At 66.2% G+C, this 25,848-nt stretch carries 19 protein-coding genes; 11 read left to right on the forward strand and 8 right to left on the reverse strand.

Annotated features, from left to right (window positions below; translation table 11 throughout):
- Positions 1 to 36: 36 nt before the first annotated feature.
- The 4 genes from LJ656_RS02045 (at position 37) to LJ656_RS02060 (ending at position 6,015) form a co-directional block, all read left to right on the forward strand.
- A complete protein-coding gene (locus LJ656_RS02045; RefSeq protein WP_230507603.1) occupies positions 37 to 1,272 on the forward strand; it encodes a cytochrome P450 in 1,236 nt (411 codons plus the stop codon).
- A gap of 201 nt (positions 1,273 to 1,473) precedes the next feature.
- Positions 1,474 to 2,514 carry a non-homologous end joining protein Ku gene (ku, locus tag LJ656_RS02050; protein WP_230507604.1) on the forward strand — a complete coding sequence of 347 codons (1,041 nt, stop codon included), beginning with the start codon at positions 1,474 to 1,476 and terminating at the stop codon, positions 2,512 to 2,514.
- Positions 2,515 to 2,586: 72 nt separating this feature from the next.
- Positions 2,587 to 5,571, forward strand: a complete 2,985-nt coding sequence (gene ligD, locus LJ656_RS02055) for a DNA ligase D (RefSeq protein WP_230507605.1) — start codon at positions 2,587 to 2,589, stop codon at positions 5,569 to 5,571.
- A gap of 99 nt (positions 5,572 to 5,670) precedes the next feature.
- Positions 5,671 to 6,015 (forward strand): hypothetical protein, encoded by a 345-nt coding sequence (locus LJ656_RS02060; protein ID WP_230507606.1) that lies wholly within the window; start codon positions 5,671 to 5,673, stop codon positions 6,013 to 6,015.
- 73 nt (positions 6,016 to 6,088) lie between these two features.
- On the opposite strand, the gene LJ656_RS02065 is transcribed toward LJ656_RS02060, so the two are convergent.
- Entirely contained in the window at positions 6,089 to 7,051 is a 963-nt protein-coding gene (locus tag LJ656_RS02065; protein ID WP_230507607.1) for a LysR family transcriptional regulator, read from the reverse strand.
- A gap of 209 nt (positions 7,052 to 7,260) precedes the next feature.
- On the opposite strand from LJ656_RS02065, the gene LJ656_RS02070 reads away from it, so the two are divergent.
- Positions 7,261 to 8,277: a zinc-binding alcohol dehydrogenase family protein gene (locus tag LJ656_RS02070; RefSeq protein ID WP_230507608.1), complete on the forward strand. Its 1,017-nt coding sequence runs from the start codon at positions 7,261 to 7,263 to the stop codon at positions 8,275 to 8,277.
- Positions 8,278 to 8,637: 360 nt separating this feature from the next.
- Positions 8,638 to 9,186: a DUF6013 family protein gene (locus LJ656_RS02075; RefSeq protein WP_230507609.1), complete on the forward strand. Its 549-nt coding sequence runs from the start codon at positions 8,638 to 8,640 to the stop codon at positions 9,184 to 9,186.
- 51 nt (positions 9,187 to 9,237) lie between these two features.
- Here the strand turns inward: LJ656_RS02075 and LJ656_RS02080 are convergent, their stop codons facing one another.
- Entirely contained in the window at positions 9,238 to 10,044 is an 807-nt protein-coding gene (locus LJ656_RS02080; RefSeq protein ID WP_230507610.1) for an ABC transporter permease, read from the reverse strand.
- The gene (locus LJ656_RS02085) at positions 10,041 to 10,784 is read right to left on the reverse strand and encodes an ABC transporter ATP-binding protein (protein WP_230507611.1); all 744 of its coding nucleotides are present in this window, start codon (positions 10,782 to 10,784) and stop codon (positions 10,041 to 10,043) included. The genes LJ656_RS02080 and LJ656_RS02085 overlap by 4 nt, the downstream gene beginning before the upstream one ends.
- 270 nt (positions 10,785 to 11,054) lie before the next feature.
- Here LJ656_RS02085 and LJ656_RS02090 point away from each other — a divergent pair, with 270 nt between their 5' ends.
- A complete protein-coding gene (locus tag LJ656_RS02090; protein ID WP_230507612.1) occupies positions 11,055 to 13,526 on the forward strand; it encodes an AsmA family protein in 2,472 nt (823 codons plus the stop codon).
- On the forward strand, positions 13,526 to 13,651 hold the full coding sequence (locus LJ656_RS34845) for a hypothetical protein (protein ID WP_268998460.1): 126 nt from the start codon (positions 13,526 to 13,528) through the stop codon (positions 13,649 to 13,651). The genes LJ656_RS02090 and LJ656_RS34845 overlap by 1 nt, the downstream gene beginning before the upstream one ends.
- A gap of 79 nt (positions 13,652 to 13,730) precedes the next feature.
- Here the strand turns inward: LJ656_RS34845 and LJ656_RS02095 are convergent, their stop codons facing one another.
- A complete protein-coding gene (locus tag LJ656_RS02095; RefSeq protein ID WP_230507904.1) occupies positions 13,731 to 14,222 on the reverse strand; it encodes a hypothetical protein in 492 nt (163 codons plus the stop codon).
- 420 nt (positions 14,223 to 14,642) lie between these two features.
- Here LJ656_RS02095 and LJ656_RS02100 point away from each other — a divergent pair, with 420 nt between their 5' ends.
- From LJ656_RS02100 to LJ656_RS02110, 3 genes are all read left to right on the forward strand, one after another.
- Entirely contained in the window at positions 14,643 to 16,253 is a 1,611-nt protein-coding gene (locus LJ656_RS02100) for a sensor histidine kinase (RefSeq protein WP_230507613.1), read from the forward strand.
- A 54-nt stretch (positions 16,254 to 16,307) separates the two neighbouring features.
- Entirely contained in the window at positions 16,308 to 16,814 is a 507-nt protein-coding gene (locus LJ656_RS02105) for a response regulator (protein WP_230507614.1), read from the forward strand.
- Between the two features lie 131 nt (positions 16,815 to 16,945).
- The gene (locus LJ656_RS02110) at positions 16,946 to 18,919 is read left to right on the forward strand and encodes a hybrid sensor histidine kinase/response regulator (RefSeq protein WP_230507615.1); all 1,974 of its coding nucleotides are present in this window, start codon (positions 16,946 to 16,948) and stop codon (positions 18,917 to 18,919) included.
- A gap of 161 nt (positions 18,920 to 19,080) precedes the next feature.
- Here LJ656_RS02110 and mscL read toward each other — a convergent pair whose 3' ends face one another.
- The 4 genes from mscL to mfd all read right to left on the reverse strand — a co-directional run bounded on the left by mscL (position 19,081) and on the right by mfd (position 25,731).
- Positions 19,081 to 19,527: a large conductance mechanosensitive channel protein MscL gene (mscL, locus tag LJ656_RS02115; protein WP_230507616.1), complete on the reverse strand. Its 447-nt coding sequence runs from the start codon at positions 19,525 to 19,527 to the stop codon at positions 19,081 to 19,083.
- 100 nt (positions 19,528 to 19,627) lie between these two features.
- Entirely contained in the window at positions 19,628 to 20,662 is a 1,035-nt protein-coding gene (locus LJ656_RS02120) for a threonine/serine dehydratase family protein (RefSeq protein WP_230507617.1), read from the reverse strand.
- A gap of 117 nt (positions 20,663 to 20,779) precedes the next feature.
- Entirely contained in the window at positions 20,780 to 22,024 is a 1,245-nt protein-coding gene (gene argE, locus LJ656_RS02125; RefSeq protein ID WP_230507618.1) for an acetylornithine deacetylase, read from the reverse strand.
- A 227-nt stretch (positions 22,025 to 22,251) separates the two neighbouring features.
- Complete coding sequence (gene mfd / locus LJ656_RS02130) at positions 22,252 to 25,731, reverse strand: transcription-repair coupling factor (protein ID WP_230507619.1); 3,480 nt, start codon at positions 25,729 to 25,731, stop codon at positions 22,252 to 22,254.
- Positions 25,732 to 25,848 lie beyond the last annotated feature (117 nt).

The following is a 25,848-nucleotide window of genomic DNA, read 5'->3' on the forward strand; positions in this document are numbered from 1 at the left end:
TCAGGCGGAGCAAGACGCCCTCCATGGAGACAACGCATGACCCCGGCGACCGCCACCGACACATCTTCTCTCGCCCGCGATTTCGATCTGCGCAATCTGAGCCCCGCGTTCTACGCCGATCCGTATCCGGTCTACCACGCGTTGCGCACGCACGAGCCGGTCAAGCGCATGCCGGACGGCTCGCTCTTTCTGACGCGCTTTCGCGACGTGCAGGCGGTCTATCGCGACCCGAAGACGTTCAGCTCCGACAAGACAGTCGAATTCCGGCCGAAATACGGCGATTCGCCGCTCTACGCGCACCACACCACCAGCCTCGTGTTCAACGATCCGCCGCGGCATACGCGGGTGCGCAAGCTGATCGCCGGCGCGCTGACCGCGCGCGCGATCGCGGCGATGGAGCCGGGGCTGATCCGGCTCGTCGACGGTCTGCTCGATGCGGCCGCGCAGCGTGGGCGCATCGATCTGATCGGCGAGTTCGCGTCGGCGATTCCGGTCGAGATCATCGGCAACCTGCTCGACGTGCCGCACGACGAACGCGCGCCGCTGCGCGACTGGTCGCTCGCGATCCTCGGTGCGCTCGAGCCGTCGCTGAACGACGCACAGCTCGCGCGCGGCAATCGCGCGGTCAGCGAATTCGTCGACTATCTGCGCGGCCTCGTCGCGCGTCGCCGCGCTGCACCGGGCGATCCGCAGCACGACGTGCTGACGCGGCTGATTCAGGGCGAGGGGCCCGGCGAGCAACTGTCGGAAGAGGAGCTGCTGCAAAACTGCATCTTCATTCTGAATGCCGGCCATGAGACGACCACCAACCTGATCGGCAACGGTCTCGTCACGCTGACCGAATGGCCCGGCGAGCGCGAGGCGCTGCTGCGCGAGCCGGCGCTGATCGACACCGCGGTCGAGGAGTGTCTGCGCTTCGAGAGTTCGAACCAGCTGGGCAACCGCATGAGCACCGTCGATACCGAGATTGGCGGGGTGGCGCTCCCTCGCGGTACGCCGGTCACGCTGTGCATCGGCGCGGCCAAGCGCGATCCCGAGCAGTTTGCGCAGCCCGACCGCTTCGACATCCGCCGCGAGCCGAACCGGCATCTCGCGTTCGGCTTCGGGATTCATCAGTGCGCGGGGCTGTCGCTCGCGCGGCTGGAGGCGCGCACTGCGATCGGGCGCTTCGTGCGGCGCTTTCCCGCGTATCGCCTTGACGGCGAGCCCACGCGCGGCGGCCGGGTGCGGTTTCGCGGCTTCGCGGCGGTGCCGGTCGTGCTGAACGGCTGACGCGCGGACGCCGCACCGTAGCTTTTGCTTTCCCGTCGCAAGAGTTACCTGTGCGCCGCGAGCGGGCGCGCTCCCGCGCGGGTCACGCTTCACGTCGCAGCGTGACCCGCGCTGGCAGCGCGGCCGGCAGCGCACGCGTCGCGCCGGCCGCCGTGGCACGCTTGCTGCTTCGCGATTAGTTCCAGCCCACGGGAGCGCGCGATGGCACACATGATCTGGAAGGGCGCAATCAGTTTCGGGCTCGTCCACGTACCGGTGCAACTGTACCCGGCGACCCAGTCGGAGAAGGTCGGCTTCAATCTGCTCGACAAACGCACGATCGACCCGGTCGGCTACAAGCAGATCAACAAGCGCACCGGCAAGGACGTGACGCGCGAGAACATCGTGCGGGGCTTCGAGTACGAGAAGGACCGCTACGTCGTGCTGTCGGACGACGAAATCCGCGCGGCCAATCCCGAGTCGACGCAAACGGTCGACATTCTCGCGTTCGTCGACGCTGCCGACATCTCGTTTCTGTTTCTCGACACGCCGTACTTTCTGACGCCGGACCGCAAGGGCGAGAAGGTCTATGCACTGCTGCGCGAAGCGATGAAGGCCTCGGGCAAGATCGGCGTCGCGAGCGTGGTGCTGCACAACAAGCAGCATCTGGCCGCGCTGATTCCGCTCGGCTCGGTGCTCGCGCTCAATACGCTGCGCTGGGCCAACGAGGTGCGCAGTCTCGAGGAGTTCAAGCTGCCGCCGGACGGCGCGAAGCCGGCCGGCGTGTCGGCGAAAGAACTCGACATGGCCAAAAAGCTGATCGACGACATGAGCGAAACGTGGGACCCCGCGCAGTATCACGATACGTTTCGCGACGACATCATGGCGCTGGTCGAGCGCAAGGTACGAGCGGGTAAAACCGAGGAAATCACCGACGTCGAGGCGCCGCGCGAGTCGCGTAAATCAGCCGATATTCTCGATCTGTCCGATCTGCTGCGCCGCAGTCTGGGCCAGGGTAAGGGCAAGCAGGCCGCGGGTGGCCGCAAGCGGGCCGCCGCCGACGACGAAGGGCAAGCCGATACGGATGCCGACGGCGACGAAGAGGCCGCCGTGCCCGCCCGCAAGAAATCGCGGACGACCACCAGCGCGCGCAGCCGCAGCGGCAGTGGTGGCAGTGGAGGCAGTGGTGGCAATAGCGCCAGTAGTGGGCGCGCCGCGGCCAAAACCACGGCACCGGCGCGCAAGCGTCGCGCGGCTGCCTGAGCCCGCGGCCATGAGCACGCGACCTACAGCTGCGTCGTGAATTAACGCACCGCACCCGCCGACGTCATCGTCATGACCGACCGACTCGATCTCTATCACCGCAAGCGCCGCTTCGAGGACACGCCCGAGCCGGCCGGTGCCACGGCGCGCAAGCGCGGCGGCAGCCGCAAAGGCGCGGCGCGCGATGCCGGCGACACGCTGTCGTACGTGATCCAGGAGCACGACGCGCGACGTCTGCACTACGACTTCCGCCTCGAACTGAATGGCGCGCTGCTGTCGTGGGCGGTGCCGAAAGGGCCGAGTCTCGATCCGTCGGTGAAGCGCCTGGCGGTGCACGTCGAGGATCATCCGGTCGAGTACGGCTCGTTCGAAGGTGAGATCCCGCCCGGCAACTACGGCGCGGGCAGCGTGATCGTGTGGGATCGCGGCAGCTGGGAGCCGGCTGGCGGGCCCGCCGAGGCCGCGCGCGCGTACGCGGCCGGCAAGCTCAAGTTCCAGTTGCACGGCGAGAAGCTGCGCGGCGGCTGGACGCTGGTGCGCAGTCACATGCGCGGCAGCGGCGACAAGGAGCAGTGGCTGCTGATCAAGGAGCGCGACGACGAGGCGCGCGCCGAAAGCGACTACGACCTGCTGAAAAAACTGCCCGGCAGCGTGCTGGGCGACGGGGCCGCAAAAGGCAGGAAACCGAAGCAATCGAAGAGGGCCGGCCGGGCGGCTGAAAGCGCCGCGCCGGGTCGACGTGCGAGCCGCGGCGGCGATCCGAGGCGCCCGGACATCGTTGCGACGCGCAGCGACGACTCGCTGCGCGAACTCGCCGCGTCGCCGGCTATCGAAGGCGCGCGCGAAGCGGCGTTGCCGGCCAGCTTCAAACCGCAGCTGGCGACGCTCGTCGACACCGCGCCACCGGGCGACGACTGGCTGTACGAAATCAAATTCGACGGCTATCGCGTGCTTGCGCGCATCGAACATCCGGCTGAACCGGCCCGCGCAACGAAGACGGGCAACGCAACGAAAGCAGCGAAAGCGACAAAAGCCGCCAGCACGCGAGGCAACGCCGTCACGCTATTCACCCGCGCCGGCAACGACTGGACCGCGAAATTCAGCAGACAGGTGCAGGCCTTCGACGCGCTCGATCTGCACAGCGCATGGCTCGACGGCGAAGCGGTCGTGCTCGACGAACGCGGCGTGCCCAATTTCCAGGCACTGCAAAACGCGTTCGATGCGCAGCGTCCGCAGGACATCGTGATCTATCTGTTCGATCTGCCGTTCCTGAACGGCTATGACCTGCGCGGCGTGCCGCTCGAACAGCGGCGCGCGATCCTGCGCGCGCTGCTCGAAGGCGTCGACGAGCGCGTGCTGCGCTTCTCGAACGACTTCGCGTTCAGCGCCGACGAACTGCTGAAGAGCGCGTGCGACATGGCGCTCGAAGGCATCATCGGCAAGCGTCGCGACAGCCACTACGTGTCGGGGCGCTCGCCGTCGTGGATCAAACTGAAGTGCCGCCGCCGCCAGGAGTTCGTGATCGGCGGCTATTCGGAGCCGAGCGGCAGCCGCGCGGCGTTCGGCGCGTTGCTGTTGGGCGTCTACGACAGCGCGGGCAAGCTGCAATACGCGGGCCGCGTCGGCACCGGTTTCGACGCCGCGTTGCTGCGCTCTGTCAAGCAGGCGCTCGACGCGCACGCGAGCGAGCACATGCCGTTCGCCGCGCCGCCGCGCGAGCGCAGCCGCACGCCGGTGCACTGGGTCGAACCGGTGCTGGTCGCCGAATGCAACTTCGCCGAATGGACGAGCGACGGCATCGTGCGCCAGGCGTCGTTCGTGAGCCTGCGGACCGACAAGCCGGCGCGCCAGATCGTCAGGGAAACCGCCCGACAAGGAGCCGACGTGCAACAGCAAACCGAAACCGCCGCCGGCGCGGACACGCAGCAAGCCGCCGCCGGCAAGACCACGCCGAAACAAACCGCGGCTAAAAAGTCCGCGGCGACCGGCAAGGCCGCGACTACGGCCGCGGCAAGCAAAACCGCGGCGCGCAAAACGGCGGCCAGCGAAAGCGCAGCAAGCAAAACCGCAGCAAGCAAAACCGCAGCAAGCAAAACCGCAGCGAGCAAAACCGCAGCGAGCAAAACCGCCGCCATCCGCGGCACGCCACCGCGTTCACGTGCGCAAGCCGAGGTGGCCGGCGTGCGCATCTCGCACCCCGATCGCATCATCGACAAAAGCACCGGCGCGACCAAGCTCGATCTCGTGCAGTACTACGAATCGGTTGCTCAATGGATGCTGCCGCATCTGCGCGAGCGGCCGGTGGCGCTGGTGCGTGCACCCGAGGACATCGGCGGCGAGCTGTTCTTCCAGAAGCACAGCCAGAAGCTGTCGATTCCGCACGTCACCCAGCACGAGGGCCTCGATCCGGGCCATCCGCCGCTGATCACGGTCGACAGCGTCGCCGCGCTGGTCGGTGCCGCGCAGATGGGCACCGTCGAATTTCACACCTGGAACGGCGTCGCGTCGAACCTCGAAAAGCCCGACCGCGTGGTGTTCGATCTCGACCCGGACCCGGCGCTCGGCTGGGATCGGATGATCGAGGCCGCGCAGCTGACCCGCTCGCTGCTCGAAGAACTGGGCCTGCAGTCGTTCTGCAAGACCAGCGGCGGCAAGGGCCTGCACGTGGTCGTGCCGCTTGCGAAGCAGGCCGGCTGGGACGAGGTGAAGGATTTTTCGCAGGCGGTCGCGCAGCACATGGCGCGCACGCTGCCCGAGTACTTCAGCGCGAAGATGGGCGCGCAGAATCGCCAGAAGAAGATCTTCGTCGACTATCTGCGCAACAACCGCGGCTCGAGCACGGTCGCGGCGTTCTCGGCGCGGGCGCGGCCGGGGCTTGGCGTGTCGGTACCGCTCGCCTGGGATGAGGTGGCCGCCACGACGAGCGGCGATCAATGGAACATCGCCAACTTGCACGAGCGCCTCGCGGCTCTGCAAAGCGATCCGTGGGCCGCTTATGCGAAGACGCGCCAGCGCATCACCGCCGCGATGAAAAAACGTCTCGAGCCGGCGCGCTGAGCGCGCGGCGTTCCGGCCGTTAGCGCGAGCGGTGAATGCGCACGCGTGCGGCCCACGACAGCAGCCCAACCGATCCGATCACCACTCAAGGAGCACGCCATGAAAACCGCGCCGCAATCGACCGACGGCGATGAACACGCCAACTCGCACGCCAACCCCCAAGCCGACCAGCAAGCCGACCCGCAAGCGGACCCACACGCGCAAAAGAATCCCCGCTCGCTGCAGGAAACCGCGATGCCGCTGCCGCATGAAAGCGATCAGAACCCGCAGTCGCAGCACGAGGATGATCCCCGCGAGGTCGGCAAGCAGGCGCACGAGGATCTCGAGCAGGGGCTCGAAGATACCGACCGCCGCGGCGGCGGCGACTATCAGCAGCGCACGCAGAACGATGCGCATACCGACGTCAACTCGGATCGTAAGCAGTCCGGCACGAAAAGCGGATAAGCAATGAGCGGCCGAAAGCGGCTATCAAAGCGCCCATTGCCAACTACCAACGGCGAACCGCCCACGCATTGCGCTACGCAGCCAGACCCGGCTCGCGATCCCAATACGGCGGATCGCCGAAATGCGCAGCGAGAAAATCGATGAACGCGAGCGTCCTCGGCGGCACGAACGCGCGGCTCGGATACACCGCCCAGATCGCGACGTCGTCGGCGAGCGGATAGCTGTCGAGCACGCTCACCAGTTCGCCGCTGCGCAGATGGCGCGCGACGTCCCACGTCGATTTCAGCGCGATGCCGAAACCGGCCAGCAGCGCGTCGCGAATCACCTCGCCGTTGTCGGCGACGAGCCGGCCGCCGACCCGCACGTCGAGCGTGCCGGCCGGCGTCACGAAGCGCCAGTCTCGCTGGTCCGCGAGCACGATGCACTCATGCCGCGCGAGTTCCGCCGGATGATGCGGCGTGCCCCGCGCAGCGAGATAGGCGGGCGACGCGCAGAGTACCCGGCGATTCACCGCGAGCCGCCGCGCGACCAGCGACGAATCCTTCAGCATCCCGACACGAATCGCGACGTCGATACCCGCGTCGACCAGATCGACCACCTGATCGGTCAGCCGCAGATCGACGCTGACGCCGGGATAGCGGCGCAGAAATTCGCTGATCACCGGCGACACATGCTGGCGCCCGAACGACGACGGCATCGACACCCGCAAGCGGCCCTGCGGCTCGGCGCGCGCGCGGCCGACCGACGCGCGCGCGGCGCCGGCCGCGTCGAGCAGCGCGCTCGCGTGGGTCATGAATACTTCACCGTCCTGGGTCAGGCTGATGCGGCGGGTGGTCCGATGCAGCAGGCGCGCGCCGAGCAGCTTTTCGAGTTGCGCGAGGCGCGCGCTCGCGACCGCCGCCGACAAGCCGAATTCCCGCCCGGCCGCCGACACGTTGGCGAGCAGCGCGGCGCGCACGAACAGCGCGACATCGAGCAGATCGAGGCGCTCGCGCTGGCTGGGCGGCACATGGGACGCAGGGGCGGGCACAGTCATTATTCGGAAATGCCAAAAAATGTTTCAGCCATTATGGCGGTTTTCAACGAAGAAAAGCGCGCTTACGATCACACCCATGCGATCGCCGGTCGTGACGAACAGCGCAATACGCGCCCGACTGCGCTGAACAGAGGCCAACAGAGGCCAACAGAGGCCGGTGATCAATTCCGCTCGAACAAGCACCCGTCAAACATCGCCAAGGAGCATCCATGAAAGCCGTCGGACTCTACCGTTATCTGCCGATCGATCACGCTGAAGCACTGGTCGACGTCGAAATCCCGCAACCGGAAGCAACCGGCCGCGACCTGCTGGTGAAGGTCGAGGCGATCTCGGTGAACCCGGTCGACACCAAGGTGCGCGCGCCCAAAGACAGCGTCGAAAAGACCCCGCGCGTGCTTGGCTGGGACGCCGCCGGCACGGTGGTCGCCGCCGGTCCCGAGGTCACGCTGTTCAAGGTCGGCGATCCGGTGTTCTACGCGGGCAGCATCACGCGGCCCGGCGCGAACAGCGAGTTTCATCTGGTCGACGAACGGATCGTCGGCCATAAGCCGGCGTCGCTCGATTTCACGCACGCAGCCGCGTTGCCGCTGACCGCGATCACTGCCTGGGAAGCGCTGTTCGACCGTCTTGGCGTGTCGCCGCAGGGCGCGCACGAAGGCCGCTCGGTGCTGATTTTCGGCGGCGCGGGCGGGGTCGGCTCGATCGGCATCCAGCTCGCCAAACAGCTCGCGAAGCTGAAGGTGATCGCGACCGCGTCGCGGCCCGAGTCCGCGCAATGGGCGCGCGAGCTCGGCGCGGATCACGTGGTCGATCACTTCGGCGATGTGCCCGCGCAGATGAAAGCGCTCGGCATCGACGAGGTCGACTACGTGCTGATCTTCAACGACACCGACAAAAACTTCCCGGCCGCGGCGCAACTGATCAAGCCGCAGGGCGGCATCTGCACGATCGTCGAGAACAGCGCCGCGGTGCCGGTCGAACTGCTGAAGGCGAAAAGCGCCGCGTTTCATTGGGAGTTCATGTTTACCCGGTCGATGTTCGGCACGCCCGACATGATCGAACAGCACAAGCTGCTGACCGAGGTCGCACGCCTCGTCGATGCGGGCACGCTGCGCACCACGGTCGGCCAGGACCTCGGCCGCATCAATGCTCAGAATCTGCGCCGCGCGCATCAGTTGCTCGAAGCAGGGCGCGCGATCGGCAAGCTGGTGCTGACCGGTTTCTGAGCGAGCAGACAGAACGCCAACGCCAACGCCAACGCGTAGATGGACCACCTTGCCGGCGCCTCGCGGAGTTGATCCGCGAAGCGCCGGTTTTGCATTTGCGCGGCCATTGAGAGATGAAACGCAGAGATCAAACCCGGAGATAAAACCGGCCCGCAGAAACGGCTGTCTCGCAAGCGGGTTAACACCCGAGCCGATGCGTCGCGCGCGGCGCGCTGCTTGGCGTTAGACTGGCGGAGCAGCATGCTAAAACGGTTGCGCGTGTTGCGCCCGAGGCAAGCCGGCCCGCGGCTGTTAGCCGGGCAGGGCGCCGGCAGGCGTTGTGGACGCGAGCGCGCAGCGGCACAACAACGAGGTGACAGTATGGGCTTGCGCTTCAAACTCTCCGCCGTTTCCGTTGTCGCTTCTCTCGCCTGCGCGCTCGCGCCGGCCGCTCATGCGGCCACGCCGATCACGGTAACCAACCAGGCCGCGCTCGACGGACCGATCCGCTACACGGTTCGCGTGACTTCAAAACAGTTCGGCAATTCCCAGGAAACCCGCACGATCCGCTCCGGCGAGTCGGACGACTTCACGTGGAAGACCGTACCGCCGGGCGGACCGGTGCCGGCCACCGATGCCTGCCCGAACTACGCGTCGCTGCCGGTCGATTCGAATGGCGCGATGATCCGCCAGACGCAGATCCGCTTCGCGCCGGTGGTCGCAGCGGACGGCACGGCTACCGTGCAACTGAGCTTCCAGGCGCAGACCCCGCACGGTGTCAAAACCGTGACGAGCGGCGGCAAAACGCTCCAGTGTCCTAACGATGTCGGCGTGAGTCAGATCGTGCGCTTCACGATGCCGGTGAACGGCACCACGAAGACGCTGACGCTCACCGACGGCACCCAGATCGCGGTCAGCGCGAAGCGCTAACGGATGACGCGCTGGCGCGATGTTGCGCTGACCCGGCGCGCGCGGCGGCGCTCAGCCCTTGCGCGCAGCGCGCTCCAGCAAGCGGGCCGGCAGGAACTGATGTTCGGCCGAGAACAGCCGCCGGTACGTGAGCAGCACCGCGCCGACCGTCCCCAGCGCCGACGACGCAGCGATCAGAAACATGATCACGATCTGATAGCGCACCGCCTGCAGCGGCGACTGGCCGGCTAGCACCTGACCGGTCATCATGCCGGGCAGACTCACCACGCCGACGACCGCCATCTGGTTCAGCGTCGGCATCATGCCCGCGCGCACCGCCTGGCGCGCCGGCCCCTGCGCGGCTTCCCAGCGCGTCGCGCCGAGCGCGAGCGCCATGTCGACGCGGTCGCGCCGCGCGGTCAATTCTTCGGTCATCCGTTCGATGCCGAGCGACACGCCGGTCAGCGTATTGCCCAGGATCATCCCGAGAATCGGAATCGCATATTGCGGCTCGTACCACGGATGAATCCGGATCACGACGAACAGGCCCACCGCCGCGACCAGCCATGAGCTGATCCAGATCGACAGCACGCTGTCCGCGCGCTGGCCGGCATAGGTATGGTTGCCGCGTTGCGCGCCCGCGAAGCCGGCGATCAGCGTCATCACGATCATCAGCGGCAGCACCACGTACCAGCGGTTGAAGCGGAACACCCAGCCAAGCACGTAGCCGATCGCGAGCAGTTGCACGACGGTGCGAACCGCGGCCCACGCGAGCTTGCGTTCGAGATCGAGCTTGAGCGCGACCGACACCGCGCCGTTCACGACGATCAGCAGCGTCGCGAGCGCGACGTCCCACAGACTCAGATTTTGCAGACTCATGCGCGAGGCTCCCTGATCGCGTGGCTCGCGGCATCGGCTGCAGCGGCCGCCGCTGAAAGCGGCGCAGCCTCTTCCAGCACGCCCGCGCGCATCGTCAGATGCCGCTCGTTCATTCGCATTGCCTGCTCCAGATCGTGCGATACCCACAGCGACGCGTGTCGCTCGGGCGCGGCGTCGAACCACGCCTGCACCAGCGCTTCGATCGCGCGCGCCGACGCGGGATCGAGCGACGCGGTCGGCTCATCGAGCAGCAGCACTTCGGGCGCGAGTTGCAGCACGCGGATCAGCGCGGCGATCTGCGCTTCGCCGCCCGACAGTTCGCTCGCGCGCTTGTCGAGAAAGTCGTCGCCGCGGCCGGCCTCGACGGCGAGCGCCGCCGCGCGCTCGCGATCGAAACGCACGTCGCGATACGCGCGCAACTGGTACGGATAGCGCAGGTTGTCTTCGACGCTGCCGTCGAGCAACGCGGGCCGCTGGCGGATATACGCGACGTTGCGTCGATAGTGCGGCAGCCGCGCGCGTTCGAGCGGCTTGCCGTGCCACACGATGCGTCCGGCATCGAGCGGATCGAGCAGCGCGAGCGCGCGCAGGAACACGCTTTTGCCGGAGCCCGACGGCCCGGTGACGGCGACACGCTCGCCGGCGTGCAGCGCAAAACGGGTCGGTTGCAGCAGGGTCTGGCCGCGCTGCGCATCGCGCCGCGCGATGCCGTCGGCGAGAACGAAGGGAACCTCGGTCATGGTCGGTATTTCGTGGGGAGGTGGGGACGCGAACCCGGTTCATTCGCAATGCATTGCAACGAAAGATCGCAAGAAAGATTGCAACCCGGGATCGCATCGAACCCGGCAATGATGCCTGAGTGCGTCGCACGCTGCGCCAATATGCTGAACAATCCGCTGCCAGGCCGTGAGCCATGATAAAACGGCAAACGCGGCGCGGTGGCCTGCTCGTACACGGGCACGCAATCTGCTGCTGCACGCACAACGTAGAACAATCCGCGGAGTATCTGAATGGCAGTATCGAGCAGCATCGGAAGACGGATCGGAAAAATCATTGCATGGCTGCTGCTGGTGCTGGTGATTCTGCTCGTCGCGCTGGCCATCTTTATCGCGACGTTCGACTGGAATCGGGCGCGGCCTTATGTGAACGACAAGGTCAGTCAGGCAATCGGCCGGCCGTTCGCGATCAACGGTGATCTGAAAGTGGGCTGGCGCCATCCGGTCGGCGAAACCGGCTGGCGCGGCTGGGTGCCGTGGCCGCGTTTTTCGGCGGCCAACATCACGATCGGCAATCCCGAGTGGACGCGCCAGCAACAGTTCGCGACACTCGATGAAATCGATTTCGAGGTCAAGGTCCTGCCGCTGCTCGCGCACGACATCGTGATTCCGGCGATCAATCTGGTGAATCCGTCGGTCGATCTGGAACGCCTCGTCGACGGGCGCAACAACTGGACTTTCAAGCTGCCGTCGTCGAGCACGCCGTCGCAATGGAAGCTCGAACTGCACGATATCGCCTTCGCGAAGGGCAACATCGCGTTGTCCGATCAGCAGAAGAAAATCGATGTGAACGTGTCGATCGACACACTCGGCCAGCCGATCCCGCTCGGCGACGCGCTCAAGCAGCAGGAGGCGGCCTCGCGCAAGGCGTCGGCGGAGGCGATCGGCCGCGCCGGGGCGAAGAAGCTCGCGCAGCAGGTCGAGGACCAGGCCGCGTCGGAGGCGCAGGCCGCGTCCGCGGCGGCGGCTTCGGCGGCGGCTTCGAATGCCGCGCTGGCCTCGGCTGCTTCCGGACCCTCCGCCGCGTCGGGGATGACCTCAGGCGTGATGACCGCGAGCGCCACTGCCGCGAACGGCGGCACCGCCAGTGCGGTCGCCACCGCGTCGGACGTCGGCGTCACTGCCGCGCCGTCGCGCGCCGCGCCGCTCTACGCGATCGCATGGACCGTCAAAGGCACCTACAACCGCACGCCGGTGTCGGGCAGCGGCAAGGTCGGCGGCGTGCTCGCGCTGCAGGACGCGAAGCGGCCGTTTCCGGTGCAGGCCGACGTGAAGGCCGGCGACCTGCATATCGCGTTCGTCGGCACGGTCACCGATCCCGCCCATCTCGCCGCGCTCGACTTGCGGCTGTGGCTGCAGGGCAACAGCATGGCGCGGCTCTATTCGCTGACCGGCGTAACGTTGCCGGAGACGCCGCCGTACGCGACCGAAGGCCATCTGATCGGCCAGTTCAAGTCCAGCGGCAACGTGTTCACCTATGAAAACTTTACAGGCCGGGTCGGCGGCAGCGATCTGAACGGTTCGTTGACCTACACGGGTCGTCAGCCGCGGCCGTTGCTGCAGGGCGAACTGGTCTCGCATCTGTTGCAGTTCTCCGATCTCGCGCCGGTGATCGGCGCCGATTCGAACGCCAGCAAGGCGAGGCGCGGCGACGCGACCGCGCAGCCGAGCGGTCGCGCGTTGCCGGTCGAGGAGTTCCGCACCGATCGCTGGAAGGCGATCGATGCGAACGTCAAGTTCACCGGGCGGCGCATCATCAAGAACGCGGATCTGCCGATCACCGATCTGTACACGCACGTGGTGCTGGTCAATGGCGTGCTGTCGCTCGAACCGCTGAAGTTCGGGGTGGCGGGCGGCTCGCTCGAATCGAACATTCATCTGGACGGCAGCGCCGCGCCGCTGCAGGCGCGCCTCGCGATGGCGGCCCGCCATCTGAAGCTCAAGCAGCTGTTCCCGAACTTCAAGACGATGCAGAACGCGCTCGGTGAAATCAACGGCGATGCGTCGCTGTCGGCGACCGGCAATTCGCCGGCGGCGCTCGCGGCGACCTCGAACGGCGAGATCAAGGCGCTGGTATCCGAGGGCACGGTGAGCCGTCTGCTGATGGAGGCTGCGGGGCTGAACGTCGCGAACGTCGTGTATGAAAAGCTGTTCGGCTCGGCCGACGTGAAGATCAACTGCGCGGCCGCCGATTTCGTCGTGACCAACGGGGTGCTCGAATCGCGCGTGTTCGCGCTCGATACCGACGACGCGGTGATCGACATCGACGGCCACATCAATCTGCGCGACGAAACGATGGACCTCGGCGTGCATCCGCATACGAAGGGCTTCCGCGTGTTCTCGCTGCGCTCGCCGCTGTACGTGAAGGGCACCTTCAAGGATCCGCACGTCGGCGTGAACGCGGCCGCGCTCGCGTTGCGCGGCGGCGCGGCGGTCGGCCTGGGGCTGATCAATCCGTTTGCCGCGCTGCTGCCGCTGCTCGCGCCGAGCAACAACAAACCGCTGCCGTGCGCGCAATTGCTGTCGCAGGCGCGCCAGGTGCCGAAGGCGCCGCCGCCGGGCGTCAAGCAACAGCCGAAGCCGCCTATCTCGCTCGAGGGCGCGCCGGTCAACAAGCCGTCGAAGGGCGCGGCGTCGGCACCCGTCGACAATCGCAAGCCGGCGACGCCGGCGCCCGCGAGCGCCGCCGAATACAAGGGCAGCTGATGCTGACGGCCTTGCCCGCAAACTGGCTCGAATGGTGCGTCGGCGGCGGACTGTGCGTGGTGTTTCTGTGGGTGATCAGCGTGCCGCCCGCGCGCGAGCGGGTCGACGATGCGCTGATCGAATGATCTGCGCGTCAATTACCCGCAACAAAAAAAATGAGCCGCGCTGGCAGTTACGCCAGCGCGGCTCACTCGTGATTCGATCTCAGCGCAGCGAGCGCGGGGTTGCGTCGCCGGCCGCATCCTGGCGGCGCACGCCGCGGCGGGTACCGATCCGCGTCGCGCCGAACTCCGTCAGAATCTTGCCGCGCGCGCGGCTCGCGAATACAAGGAAGCCGAAGCCATCCGATTCGTACCAGTAACCGCCGTTCTCGAGACCGTCGAGCGGCTGTTCCAGTGCGTTGGTAATGGATTCGATGCAGCGCCGCCGCAATTCCGCCGGCCCCGGATAGGGCGGCTGCGCGCCGCGCACGCTGCATAAAAGCACGTCGAGCCCGGGCAGCACATGCGCATAGAGCACCGGTTCGTCCTGCGCGCGGGCGCGCGCAATTTTGGTGTCGAGCTGACCGAACGGCTTGAAATGCCGTAGGACCGCGAGGAACGACTCATCGCCGTCCACCTTCGCGCGTCTACGCTTTTTCGGGAAGGACATAAAAATTCGCCTGAAAAAGAATTGCAAGAAACGCTGCGTCCTCATGCGACCACTCCCGGCTTTAACGCCGCCGCACGTCGATCTTTTATAGCATACGAAAAGGCCGGATTCACGGTGATTCGACGCCAGCGCCGCCTCACTGCCTCCCGCACGAATCATGCCGAACCGCCGCGCCGCGCGCATTCGCATCCCAGCACATCTTGTCTCCATCATAGACGCAGGCGACGCCGAAAAAACATCCCATCCCAATAAAAAAGTCACTTTTCTGTGCGCCAGCGCCTCCAACGGGCGACGTTGAAATATCTCGAATTCACGTCGATAATGGCCCGTCCGGCCGCGCCGTGCCCGCCTCAGCGGGCGCGACCGATGCGCGTGAGCCGTGCCGTTCGAGTGACCGCCCGCCTGACCGCCTGCCTGAGCGCGTAGTGGCAGCCCCGCTCACAGCCTGAACGCCCTGACGGAAACATGAAACTATTTACCAAGGGTCTGCTGCTGATTGCGGTGCCGAGCGCGGTCGAACTCGCGCTGCTCGGCGTCGTCTTCGATACCCAGCAACAGACCGCCCAGGCCGCGCGCTGGGTCGACAACAGCAAGCAGATTCTTTATCAGTCGTCGGCGCTCGTCGATCCGCTGTTGCGCGAGGCCGCCCGCGTGCGCGCGGCGATGGTCAGCGGCGAGCCGTCGCTGATCGAGCGCCACGCGGTGTGGATCGAGCTCAACGACCGGCTCGCGAAGCTCGATACGCTGGTGGCCGACACGCCGGCCCAGGCCGAACGGGTGCACAGCATGCGCCGCGCGATCGACGCTTATCGCGAGCACAGCGCCGCGATCGCGCAGGCACTGCACGAGGGGCGTAGCCTGCGCCCGTACAGTGCGCTCGAAAGCGCCGCGTTGCCGCGTCAGGTCGCGCTGTTGCGCGATCTGTTGACGGACTTCGACGCGGCCGCCTCGCAACTGGACCTCGAACGCGCGAGTGCGCTCGCGCAGCGGCGCGAATTGCAGCAGCGTGCGTTGATCGCCGCGGTGTTCGGCTCGATGCTGATCTGGGCGATCACCGCGTTCGTGTTCGCGCGCAATATCGGCCGGCGTTTCGAAGTGTTGACCGATAACGCCGAGCGCCTCGGCAGCGGCCGGCCGCTGGCGGCGCCGTTGTCGGGCCGCGACGAAATCGCCGGACTCGACGTGGTGCTGCACCAGACCGATGCGCGTCTGCGCGAGGCGGAAGCCGAGCAGGCCGCGCTAAAGACGCAGCTCGAACTGCGGGTCGGGGAGCTGGCGGCGGTCAACGAGCAATTGCGCCAGGAAACGCAGGACAACGAGATGTTCATCTACAGCGTGTCGCACGATCTGCGCTCGCCGCTGGTGAATCTGCAAGGCTTCTCGAAGGAGTTGCAGGTGTCGTGCGACGAACTCGACAACCTCGTTGCGAAAGCGTGCCTGCCGGAGCACGAGCAGCAGCGGATGACCCGGATTCTCGACGGCGACGTGCGCGAGTCGTTGCACTATCTGCGCACCGCGGTCACGCGGGCCGCGTCGATCATCGACGCGCTGTTGCGGATTTCGCGCGCCGGCCGCCTCGAATATCAATGGCAGCGGGTCAGCGTCGGGCGCGTGGTCGGGCGGGTGGTCGATGCGCTGCAAGGGGTGATCCGCCAGCGCGCGGCCACTGTCACCGTGCGCGAGCTGCCGCCCGCGTGGGGCGACCCGGCGGCGCTCGAGCAGATCTTCAGCAACCTGATCGGCAATGCGCTGAATTTTCTCGACCCGGCGCGCCACGGCCGCATCGAGATCGGCGCGCTCGAGCCGGAACCGCTCGACGAACGCGAGCCGCGCGCGGTGCGCATGCGCACTTACTACGTCCGCGATAACGGACTCGGGATTCCGGCCGCGTATCTGTCGAAGGTGTTTCGTGCGTTCCAGCGGCTGCACGGCGACGTCTCCGGCGGCGACGGCATCGGGCTCGCGGTGGTGCGGCGCACGGTCGAGCGGCATGGCGGCCGGGTGTGGGTCGAATCGTCCGAAGGCGCCGGGTCGACCTTTTTCGTCGTGCTGCCCGAGCAGCCGGTGCGACTCTGAACACACGCGCGGCGCGCGAGCGCGCGGGCCGCGCATGCATGGCACGGAGAACTTATGAATCACGCGCAAACGGTCAGCATCGTGCTGATCGAAGATGACGACGGCCATGCGACGCTCGTCGAGCGCAACCTGCGCCGCGCGGGCATTTCGAACAGCTTTTTGCGCTTTCGCGACGGCCAGCAGGCGCTCGATTATTTTTTCGGCCCGGCGCCGGCCCAGCCGTTGACCGATGCCGGCGGCCAGCCGTACCCGTCGCTCGAGAGCCTCGATAACTTCGTCGTGCTGCTCGATCTGAAGATGCCGCGGGTCGACGGTTTCGAGGTTTTGCGGCGTCTGAAGGCGGCGCCCGAGACCGCCGCGGTGCCGGTGATCGTGCTGACCACCACCGACGACCCGCGCGAAATCGCCCGCTCGTATGAGCTCGGCTGCAACGTCTACATCTGCAAGCCGGTCGAATACGATGCGTTCATCGAAGCGGTGCGCCGGCTCGGCTTCTTCCTGCAGGTGGTCAAGCTGCCGGGCGGGCAGCGGCTGGCGCCGCCGCCGCCGCCGGCGCCGTAGCGGGCAATACCGCGCGATAGCCGCGCGGCATGCCTGAGACGCAACGCCGGCCGCCCGCAGCGAAGCTGTCCGAAAGCGATGCATGCGAACATGGACCCCCGTCAATCACCGAACCAGCCCCGGAACCCTGCATGACCGAAGAAGTGTCCTCGCTGCCCGCCGCCTACGTGCTCGTCGTCGATGACGACGAAGGCATCCTGCGGCTCGCGCGCAAGTCGCTCGAACGCGCCGGCTGCCGGGTCGCGATCTGCGCCGGCATCGACGCGGCCCGCGAACGGCTCGCGAGCGGCGGCCCCGATCTGCTGGTGCTCGACTATCAGCTGAGCGGCCCGGAGACCGGGCTCGATTTCTTCCGCCGCCTGCGCGCGGAAGGGATCAGGATTCCGGCGATCCTCGTGACCGGTTTCACCGACGAATCGCGTGTAATCGAAGCACTACGCGCCGGCGTGTCCGACGTGGTGCCGAAGTCCGGGGACTATCTCGACTACCTGCCCGAAGCGGTCGAACGGGTGCTGTCGCAGGTGCGGCTGCAGCGCGCGTCGGACGAGGCGCTGCTGCTGCGCGATCGCGAGTTGCACTACCGCACGCTGTCGGAGGCGCTGCCGCATCTGGTGCTGACCTGCGATGCGGCCGGCGACTGCGATTTCCTGTCGAAGCAGTGGTACGACTACACCGGGCTGCCCGAGCGCAGCTCGCACGGACTCGCGTGGCTCGACGCGGTGCATCCGGACGATCGCGAAGAGATTCGCCGCAGCTGGCTGAAGGCGGTCGCGAGCCGCAGCGGCGATTACCGCCAAGAGATGAGAATTCGCCGCCACGACGGCGAATACCGCTGGTTCGACGTGCGGGTGGTCGCGATGCGCGATGCCGAACAGAGCGTCAGCAAATGGTTCGGCAGTTGCACCGACATCCATTCGCAGCGCGAGGCCGCCGAAGAGCGCGAGCGGCTGCTCGCCTCGGAGCAGTGCGCGCGCCAGGCCGCCGAGGAGGCCAATCGCGCGAAGGACCGTTTTCTCGCGATGCTCTCGCATGAACTGCGCACGCCGCTCACGCCGGTGCTGGCCGGCGCGAGCGTGCTGGAGATGATTCCGGGGCTGCCCGAGCAGGCGCGCAGCAGCGTGCGGATGATCCGCCGCAACGTCGAGCTGGAGGCGCGGCTGATCGACGATCTGCTCGACCTGACGCGTGTTGCGAACGGCAAGCTGCGGCTGTCGCTGGAAACCGTCGACGTGCACGATGTGATCGACAGCGTGCTCGAACTCTTTCGCAGCGAGATTCAGGTCAAGCAGCAGGACGTGCATATCGACAAGCGCGCGACCCATCACTACGTGCTCGCCGATCGCGCGCGGCTGCAGCAGATGCTGTGGAATCTGATTCGCAACGCCGCGAAGTTCACGCCGGACGGCGGCCACATCTATGTGCGCACGCGCGACGAACGGATGCAGGTGCAGATCTCGGTGGAGGACACCGGGATCGGCATCGAACCGGAGCAGATCGGCAAGCTGTTCAATGCGTTCGAGCAGGGCGATCAGAAGACGACGCGGCAGTTCGGCGGCCTCGGGCTGGGTCTTGCCATTACCCGGGCATTGACCGACGTGCATGGCGGCGTGGTGACCGCGCAGAGCCCCGGCGCGCACTGCGGCGCGACCTTCACGATCACGCTGCCCACCGCCGCCGCGCCGGCGGCGGCCCCGCCGGTCGTGGCGACGAGCCCCGCGCAGCCGGCGCGCGCACTGACCGCGCTGCTGATCGAGGATCACGAGGATACCGCCGAGGTGATGGCGCAACTGATCCGGAGCCTGGGCCACGAAGTGACGGTGGTCGGCCGGGTCGACGATGCGCTGGCGGCCACGCAGTTGCGGCGCTTCGATCTGGTGGTGAGCGATGTCGGTTTGCCGGACGGCACCGGGCTCGACTTCATCAAGGCGTTCCGTGAACATTCGGACGCGCCGGCCGTCGCACTGACCGGTTTTGGCACCGACGAAGACGTGCGTCGTTGCCTGAGCGCGGGCTTTACCTCGCATCTGACCAAGCCGGTCAATTTCGCTCAACTGGAAAAGATGATTGAAAGCGCGGCGCAGGAGAAGGTTCGCAAAAGCGGGTAGTAAGGGCGCACCGCTTCTGAAACGTCAAATGTCCTAATGCCGCACAAGCAATGCGCTCCGAAAGGAAAATGAAAAGACAAAGGCCTGTTGCGAAATTGCTCGCAACAGGCCTTTTTATTTCCAACCGCTGCGGCCACTACCAGGCCGAAGCTTGCCCGCTATTAACGTTGCTGATTCTTCAGCGAATCGCGGATTTCACGCAGCAGCAGCACGTCTTCCGGCGTCGGTGCCGGTTCGGCCGGCGCGGCTTCAGCGGGGCGGCGCAGATTGTTGATGAATTTCACCATCAGGAAAATGATGAACGCGAGAATGATGAAGTTGATCAGCACGGTGATGAACGAACCGTAGCCGAACACCGCGACGCCCGCCGTTTGCAGGTCTTTGTACGAATCCGGGTTGCCTTTGTAAGTGGCCGGAATATGGCCGAGGCGAACGAACAGGTTGGAGAAATCGAGGCCGCCGGTAACGACCCCGATGACAGGCATGATCAGGTCTTTAACCACTGAATTGACAATGCTGGAAAAAGCGCCGCCGATAATCACACCGACCGCGAGATCCATCACGTTGCCCTTGAGGGCAAATTCTTTAAATTCCTTAACCATGCTCATACAAGCACCTCCCCAAATATGAATAGCCGAATAATACCAATCCGCGGCGGATAGGCTAGTGCTTTAGACGCACTGCAACGCAGGCGTTCCGCGCGAGCGTCTAGCGCGGAAACTGCGACTCGCGCTGACGCGCGCGTTGCAGATGCGCGGCAAAACTGACCGGGTCGGTATTGGTGCCGCAGAGCAGCACGCCGACGCGTTTGCCGTACAGCTGCTCGCGCAACGGCCCGAGCAGCGCGGCGGTCGCCGCCGCGCACGCGGGTTCGACCGCGAGCTTCAGCTGTTCGAACAGGATCAGCATTGCTTCGCGCAACTGATGATCGGACACGGTGACGAGTTGGTCGAGATGGCGGCGGCACAACTCGTAGCTGTATTGCTCGGTATGCGGCGCCATCAGCGAATCGGCGATGCTGTGCATATGGCCCATGCGGACCGTATGGTTGGCGGCGAAGCTTCTGCTCATCACATCCGCGCCCTCGGGTTCGACGCCGTACACGTGCAGATTCGGATTCGCGAGCCGCAGCGCGGTGGCGACGCCGGCCGCAAGTCCGCCGCCGCCGACCGGTACGATCGCCGCTTCCAGGTCGGGTGTCTGGGTCGCCCATTCGTAGCCGAGCGTGGCCGAACCGAGCACGGTGCGATAGCCGTTGAACGGATGCACGAAGTAGCGGCCTTCCTCGGCCTCGATGCGGCGCACCAGTTCGAATGCTTCGGCGAGATCTTCCGCATAGACGATCTCGGCGCCGTATTCGCGGCATAGCGCGACGCGCGCCGGATTGGCCGCGCTGAACAGCACGACCTTCGCGCTGATGCCCAGGCGCCTTGCCGCATACGCGACCGCGATCGCATGATTGCCGCCCGACACGCAGGTCACGCCCGCGCTCTTTTGCGCGTCGTCGAGCGCGAGCAGATTGGTGAACGCGCCGCGCGCCTTGAAACTGCCGCCGACCTGCAACAGCTCGAACTTGAAGTTCACCACTGTGCGTTGCAGCGATGAAAAATCGAGCCGGTCGAATACCGGTGTGCGCGCGACCCACGGCGTCAGCGCGAAGTGCTGCGCGGCGATGTCGTCGAGAGTGGGGATCGGCTCGCCGTCGATCGTGTGGTCCGTATGCTGCGGCATGGCGCTTGACATGGCGGTCGCTCCGGCGAGAAGGGTATATCGCTCAGACCCGTTGCAACGCGCGCAGTTTCCAAAGCGCCGCGCGCGCTGCCTGACGACGTGATGGCGCGATGGCGCGCCGGCGCAGGCTTACTGCGCGGCGTCCACCGACATGCTGTGGATGAACTTGCGCAAGAACCGTTCGCACTGCACCAGCTGATCGAGTTCGACGAACTCGTTGGCCTTGTGCGCCTGCTGGATGTCGCCGGGCCCGCAGACGATGGCTGGAATTCCCGCGTTCGAAAACAGGCCCGCTTCGGTGCCGTACGCGACCTTGCGCTTGTCCTGATCGGCGGTCAGCGCGCGCACGAGTTGCGTGATCGCGGCCTGCTCGGACGAATCGAGACCCGGCGCCGCGGCGATCTTCGTGATTTCGATCGCGGCCGACGGATGCTCGCGCAGCATCTTCGGCAGCAGCGTGCCGCGCGCGTACTCGTCGATGCGCGCGAAGATCTGCTCGGGATCGAGCGTCGGCAGATTGCGGAATTCGAACTGGAACTGGCATTCGGCCGGCACCGTGTTGATCGCGTTGCCGCCGCTGATCGTGCTGGTCTGCGCGGTGCTGAACGGCACGTCGTAGAGTTCGTCGAACGGGCCTTGCTCGCGGAACTGATCGGCCATGTCGCGGATAAAACAGATCAGGCGCGCCGCGTACTCGATCGCGTTCAACCCCTTCGGCGTCAGTGACGAATGCGCGGCCTGGCCGCGCACGCAGCACTGATACGCGTTGATGCCCTTGTGCGCGATGATCGGGCGCATGCTGGTCGGTTCGCCGACGATGCAGCCGTCCGGTTTCACGCCGCGCTTCATCAGCTCGGCGATCATCAAGGGTGCGCCGACGCAGCCGACTTCCTCATCGAACGACAGCGCGAAGTGAATCGGCTTCGCGAGTTTCGTGCGCTGCATCTCGGGCACCAGCGCGAGCGCCGCGCCGATGAAACCCTTCATGTCGCAGGTGCCACGGCCATACAGTTTGTCGCCGCGGATTTCCGGCTTGAACGGATCGCTGTCCCACTGCTGGCCGTCGACCGGCACCACGTCGGTGTGCCCGGACAGCACCACGCCGCCGTTGGTCTCGCCGTCGTGCGCCGGCAACGTCGCGAACAGGTTCGCCCATTGGCCGCCCTTGCCGTGCGTGAGCGTCGAGTCGATGCCGAGCGCGCGCAGTTCGTCGCGCACGGTTTCGATCAGACCGAGATTCGGGTTGCGGCTCACCGTGTCCATCGACACGAGACGGGTGATCCAGGGAAGCGAGGCAGGCGAGGAGGGGACGGAGGACGGACTGAAGGACGAATCGGAGGACGACGATTGCGCTGTTTCAGCGACGTGAGACATGACTTGACTCCTGCATTTGAGTCTTTCGATCATATCCCAAATTAAATGCCCCGCCACGCTGCGGGTAAGCCGCGCTGGCGTTGGCGCAGCGCAGCATCGAGACGAAAAAAGGGGGGACGTCCCCCCTTTTTCTCTTTACATCCCGTGAATGGCGATGCGGTCATGCAACGCGCGGGTCAGGAAGCCGGCAAGCGCGACCCGCGCCGTGCGTCGGCGGCCGTGACGGCTCAGCGCGCGGGCGCGGGCGCGGTGCCGCGGCTCGGCGCACCGAGCGCGCGCAAGGTTTCCTTGACGGTCGCGACCCGCACCGCGAGATCGGGGCTGCGCGTTTCGATGCGCAGCTTGTCCTGGCCCGCGAGCTTGATGTGCTTGTGCTTCTGCACCATCTCGATGATCCGCATCGCATCGACCGGCGGATTCGGGATGAACTGCAAGCCGATCACCGCTTCGCCCGCGTCGATCTTCGAAATGCCGAGCGGCTTCGCGGCGAGCCGCAAGCGATGCGTTTCCACCAGCGCCTGCGCCTGCGGCGGCAACTTGCCGAAACGGTCGATCAGCTCTTCCTGGATGCCGTCGATCGAATCGCTGTGTTCGCAGTTCGCGAGCCGCTTGTACAGCGACAGACGCTCCTGCACATCGCCGCAATAGTCGGCCGGCAGGATCGCCGGCGCGTGCAGGTTGATCTCGGTGGTCGCGGCGAGCGGCGCGGTCAGGTCCGGCTCCTTGCCGTCCTTCAGCGCCTTGACCGCGTCGTTGAGCATGTCTGTGTAGAGCTGGAAACCGATCTCGTGAATCTCGCCCGACTGCTTGTCGCCGAGCACTTCGCCGGTGCCGCGAATTTCGAGGTCGTGCATCGCCAGATAGAAGCCCGAACCGAGTTCTTCCATCTGCTGGATCGCTTCCAGCCGGCGCTGCGCCTGCTTGGTCAGACCTTGCGGATCGTGCACCAGCAGATAGGAATACGCCTGGTGATGCGAGCGGCCGACGCGGCCGCGCAACTGATGCAGCTGCGCGAGGCCGAACTTGTCGGCGCGATGGATCAGGATCGTGTTCGCGCTCGGCACGTCGATCCCGGTTTCGATGATCGTCGTACACAGCAGCACGTTCGCGCGCTGTGCAACGAAGTCGCGCATCACGCGTTCGAGTTCGCGCTCGTGCATCTGGCCGTGCGCGACCGCGATACGCGCTTCGGGCACCAGCGCCTCCAGCATCTGCCGGCGGTTCTCGATCGTCTCGACTTCGTTGTGCAGGAAGTACACCTGGCCGCCGCGCTTGAGCTCGCGCAGCATCGCCTCGCGAATCACGCTGTCTTCCTCGCGGCGCACGAAGGTCTTGATCGCGAGGCGCTTTTGCGGCGCGGTCGCGATCACCGAGAAATCGCGCAGCCCTTCGAGCGCCATCCCGAGCGTGCGCGGAATCGGCGTCGCGGTCAGCGTGAGCACGTCGACCTCGGCGCGCAGCGCTTTCAGCGCCTCCTTCTGACGCACGCCGAAGCGGTGCTCCTCGTCGATGATCACGAGGCCGAGCCGCTTGAACTGAACGTCCGACGACAGCAGCTTGTGCGTGCCGATCACGATATCGACCGAGCCCTCGTTGATCTGCTGGATCGCCGCGTTGACTTCCTTGGTCGACTTGAAGCGCGACAGCTCGGCGATCCGCACCGGCCAGTCGGAGAAGCGATCGCTGAAGGTCTGCGTGTGCTGTTCGGCGAGCAGCGTGGTCGGGGACAGCAGCGCGACCTGCTTGCCGCCCATCACCGCGATAAAGGCCGCGCGCAGCGCAACCTCGGTCTTGCCGAAGCCGACGTCGCCGCACACGAGGCGGTCCATCGGCTTGCCGCTCGTCATATCGCCGATTACCGCCGCGATCGCGGCCGCCTGGTCCGGGGTTTCCTCGAAGCCGAAGCTCTCGGCGAACTTCACGTAGTCCTTCGGTTCGAGCGCGAACGCGTGGCCCGAGCGCGCCGCGCGGCGCGCGTACAGATTCAGCAGTTCGGCGGCGGTATCGCGGATCTGCTGCGCGGCCTTGCGCTTGGCTTTTTCCCACTGGCCCGAGCCGAGCGAGTGCAGCGGCGCGCTTTCCGGATCGGCGCCGCTGTAGCGGGAGATCACGTGCAGTTGCGCGACCGGCACGTAGAGCTTGCTGTCGCCCGCGTATTCGAGGTGCAGGAACTCGGTTTCGCCTTCGCCGAGATCCATCGCCACGAGGCCCATATAGCGGCCGATGCCGTGCTGCGAATGGACGACCGGATCGCCGACCTTCAGCTCGGACAGATCGCGCACCATCGAATCGACGTTGCTCGCCTGTTCCTGGCGACGGCGTCCGGCGCGGCGCGCGAGCGGCCCGTACAGTTCGGTTTCGGTGACGATCGCGATGCCGTCGCCGGGCACCGCGAAGCCGTTCGCGAGCGGCGCGACGCCGAGCGAGAAGCGCGCGTCGCTTTTGAGCCAGTCGGCGAAGCTGTCCGCCGAGGCGGGCTTCAGATGATTGTCGGCGAGCAGTTGCAGCAGCGTCTCGCGACGGCCCGCCGATTCCGCGGCGAACAGCACGCGGTTCGGGGTGGTCTGCAGATACGCGCGCAACGCGGCGACCGGGTCGTCGGCGTGGCGGTCGATCGCGAGGTCGGGCAGCGCGAGCGACCATGCGCCGCCGCCGCCCGCCGGCAGCACGAGGCGGCCGAACGGTTTGGCGAGCGTGAAGAAATCCTCGTCGGACAGGAACAGCTTCTGCGGTTCGAGAATCGGCCGGTCGCGGTCGTGCGACAGGAAGTTGAAGCGTTGTTTCGTGTCGTTGGTGAAGCGCCGGATCGCCGCGTCGAGATCGCCGACGAACGCGAGTTGCGAACCTTCCGGCAGATAGTGGAACAGCGTCGCCGTGTCCTCGAAGAACAGCGGCAGATAGTATTCGATGCCCGCCGACGGCACGCCGTTGCCGATGTCCTTATAAATCGACGCGCGGCTCGGATCGCCTTCGAAGGTCTCGCGCCAGCGGCTGCGAAACGCGGTGCGGGCGGCTTCGTCGAACGGGAATTCGCGGCCCGGCAACAGGCGCACGTCCTTGACCGGATACAGGCTGCGCTGCGTGTCGGGATCGAACGCGCGGATCGAGTCGACCTGGTCATCGAATAGATCGATCCGGTACGGCAGCGGCGAGCCCATCGGGAACAGATCGAGCAGCGAGCCGCGCACGCAGTATTCGCCCGGCCGCACGACCTGGCTCACGTGCTCGTAGCCGGCGAGCGTCAGCTGCGCTTTGAGCTTCGCTTCGTCGAGCCGCTCGCCCTGGGAGAACGAGAACGTATAGGCGGCCAGAAACGATGCCGGCGGCATCCGGTACAACGCGGTCGTGGCCGGCACCAGCAGGATGTCGCAGCGGCCTTCGCCGAGATCGTGCAGCGTCGCCAGACGCTCGGACACCAGGTCCTGGTGCGGCGAGAAGGTATCGTAAGGCAGTGTTTCCCAATCGGGCAGCAGACGCACGCGCGCTTGCGGCGCAAAAAAGCCGATTTCCTGCGCCAGACGCTGCGCGTCGACCGCGCTTTCGCAGACCACCGCGAGCAGCGGCATCTTCTCGCGATAGGCGAGGTGGTAGCGGGCGATCAGCAATGCGTCGGACGAGCCGCGCGTGCCGTCGAAGGCGAAACGCTGGCCGGCCTTGACGAGCGCGACGGGCGAGGAGGACTGCGAGGATGCGGCGGTATCGGGCATAGGGGCAGAAAAAGCGGCTCGGGCTCACAGATGAGCGGCAAGTTTACGCGGGTGCGGGCGTGGATGCGAAGGACCTATTATAAAATCCGTCCTTTACTTTGACCTGGCGGTCTCCGC

Origin of the sequence: Paraburkholderia sejongensis, assembly GCF_020880815.1 — a bacterium.
Taxonomy (GTDB): domain Bacteria; phylum Pseudomonadota; class Gammaproteobacteria; order Burkholderiales; family Burkholderiaceae; genus Paraburkholderia; species Paraburkholderia sejongensis.

Bases quoted from the DNA above. Each gene is read 5' to 3' on its own strand.
- LJ656_RS02105 (WP_230507614.1), top strand. From the start codon at position 16,308: ATGAATCACGCGCAAACGGTCAGCATCGTGCTGATCGAAGATGACGAC.
- LJ656_RS02120 (WP_230507617.1), bottom strand. From the start codon at position 20,662: ATGTCAAGCGCCATGCCGCAGCATACGGACCACACGATCGACGGCGAG.
- LJ656_RS02060 (WP_230507606.1), top strand. From the start codon at position 5,671: ATGAAAACCGCGCCGCAATCGACCGACGGCGATGAACACGCCAACTCG.
- ligD (WP_230507605.1), top strand. From the start codon at position 2,587: ATGACCGACCGACTCGATCTCTATCACCGCAAGCGCCGCTTCGAGGAC.
- LJ656_RS02100 (WP_230507613.1), top strand. From the start codon at position 14,643: ATGAAACTATTTACCAAGGGTCTGCTGCTGATTGCGGTGCCGAGCGCG.
- LJ656_RS34845 (WP_268998460.1), top strand. From the start codon at position 13,526: ATGCTGACGGCCTTGCCCGCAAACTGGCTCGAATGGTGCGTCGGCGGC.
- LJ656_RS02095 (WP_230507904.1), bottom strand. From the start codon at position 14,222: ATGAGGACGCAGCGTTTCTTGCAATTCTTTTTCAGGCGAATTTTTATG.
- LJ656_RS02110 (WP_230507615.1), top strand. From the start codon at position 16,946: ATGACCGAAGAAGTGTCCTCGCTGCCCGCCGCCTACGTGCTCGTCGTC.
- LJ656_RS02080 (WP_230507610.1), bottom strand. From the start codon at position 10,044: ATGAGTCTGCAAAATCTGAGTCTGTGGGACGTCGCGCTCGCGACGCTG.
- LJ656_RS02090 (WP_230507612.1), top strand. From the start codon at position 11,055: ATGGCAGTATCGAGCAGCATCGGAAGACGGATCGGAAAAATCATTGCA.
- LJ656_RS02045 (WP_230507603.1), top strand. From the start codon at position 37: ATGACCCCGGCGACCGCCACCGACACATCTTCTCTCGCCCGCGATTTC.
- LJ656_RS02075 (WP_230507609.1), top strand. From the start codon at position 8,638: ATGGGCTTGCGCTTCAAACTCTCCGCCGTTTCCGTTGTCGCTTCTCTC.
- mfd (WP_230507619.1), bottom strand. From the start codon at position 25,731: ATGCCCGATACCGCCGCATCCTCGCAGTCCTCCTCGCCCGTCGCGCTC.
- LJ656_RS02070 (WP_230507608.1), top strand. From the start codon at position 7,261: ATGAAAGCCGTCGGACTCTACCGTTATCTGCCGATCGATCACGCTGAA.
- mscL (WP_230507616.1), bottom strand. From the start codon at position 19,527: ATGAGCATGGTTAAGGAATTTAAAGAATTTGCCCTCAAGGGCAACGTG.
- LJ656_RS02085 (WP_230507611.1), bottom strand. From the start codon at position 10,784: ATGACCGAGGTTCCCTTCGTTCTCGCCGACGGCATCGCGCGGCGCGAT.
- LJ656_RS02065 (WP_230507607.1), bottom strand. From the start codon at position 7,051: ATGACTGTGCCCGCCCCTGCGTCCCATGTGCCGCCCAGCCAGCGCGAG.
- ku (WP_230507604.1), top strand. From the start codon at position 1,474: ATGGCACACATGATCTGGAAGGGCGCAATCAGTTTCGGGCTCGTCCAC.
- argE (WP_230507618.1), bottom strand. From the start codon at position 22,024: ATGTCTCACGTCGCTGAAACAGCGCAATCGTCGTCCTCCGATTCGTCC.